This window comes from Oleiphilus sp. HI0132 (assembly GCF_001635845.1).
Map to the genome: position 1 here is coordinate 1 of NZ_LWGJ01000346.1, position 413 is coordinate 413.

At 47.5% G+C, this 413-nt stretch carries 1 protein-coding gene; it reads right to left on the bottom strand.

The genetic code is table 11. The features are described 5' to 3' along the window. A partial coding sequence (locus tag A3766_RS04250) for a phage baseplate assembly protein V (protein ID WP_068641757.1) occupies positions 1-413 on the bottom strand: 413 nt, incomplete at both ends.

The following is a 413-nucleotide window of genomic DNA, read 5'->3' on the forward strand; positions in this document are numbered from 1 at the left end:
GTGGTGCAGTTGAGCCAGGACCAGATTTAATACCGCTATGAGTATGTGCGTTATAAATATCCCGGTCTGCCTGCATTGAGCGAGTATGGTCTTTGATATCTTGAGTGGCAGTAATATTTCCCTTCACGAAAACATCACCAACAATTTCCACACCGCCCTCTGAAATTAATTGCGTACTTGCGCCACTGGGCAACACAGCTTTCAAATGGTGTGCTTTACGATCGTATTCGATCACTGCACCATCACTGTAAGTTATGCGATGGTTGTCTGCTGAATTGCCGTTAGCTGGTATGCTTTGCTGATTGATCGATCCAAGAACCACGCCTTGCGTTAGTTCACCGCTGGGCGATAACACAACAACTTGCTCACCAATTTCCAGCGGCCACCAGCTTCGATCATTTCCCGCTCGGTTC